This window comes from Shigella sp. FC1967 (genome assembly GCF_001743005.1).
Lineage (GTDB): Bacteria > Pseudomonadota > Gammaproteobacteria > Enterobacterales > Enterobacteriaceae > Proteus.
Map to the genome: position 1 here is coordinate 1 of NZ_MIIZ01001322.1, position 395 is coordinate 395.

1 protein-coding gene and 1 pseudogene are annotated in these 395 nt (G+C 44.6%); one reads left to right on the forward strand and one right to left on the reverse strand.

Annotated elements, in window-relative coordinates:
- A pseudogene (gene tnpA / locus BHE89_RS21655) lies at window positions 1–262 on the reverse strand (IS200/IS605 family transposase); the annotation flags it as partial.
- A 56-nt stretch (window positions 263–318) separates the two neighbouring features.
- On the opposite strand from tnpA, the gene BHE89_RS21660 reads away from it, so the two are divergent.
- Window positions 319–395: helix-turn-helix domain-containing protein (locus tag BHE89_RS21660; protein ID WP_171742429.1), on the forward strand; the 77-nt coding region annotated here is incomplete at its 3' end.

Genomic DNA, 395 nt, shown 5'->3' on the forward strand with positions numbered 1-395 from the left:
ATTGTTGACCATCACACTGACCGCCAGTTTTGGCGGGTAAGCAACCAGCAGATGCACATGGTCAGGCTCTCCGTCCATCTCAATAATTTCGCATTCAAGTTTTTGCCGCAGCGGAGTCAAATGCATCACGCAGTTGAGCGATCATCTGTCCGTCAAATAGCTTACGTCGATACTTTGTCGTAAAGATCAGAGGCACGACCAGTTTACTGACACTGTGCCGCTTTCTGAGGGTTCCCGCCAGTAAATCATCATGATTACTCAATTGATATATTGCCCTAACATGTTAAAATAAAAATATTATATCAATGAGCGCTGATGATATTAAGAGCAACAAAAGTACGCATCTACCCAACACCAGAACAGGCTGAATATCTCAACGCTCAGTTCGGTGCGGT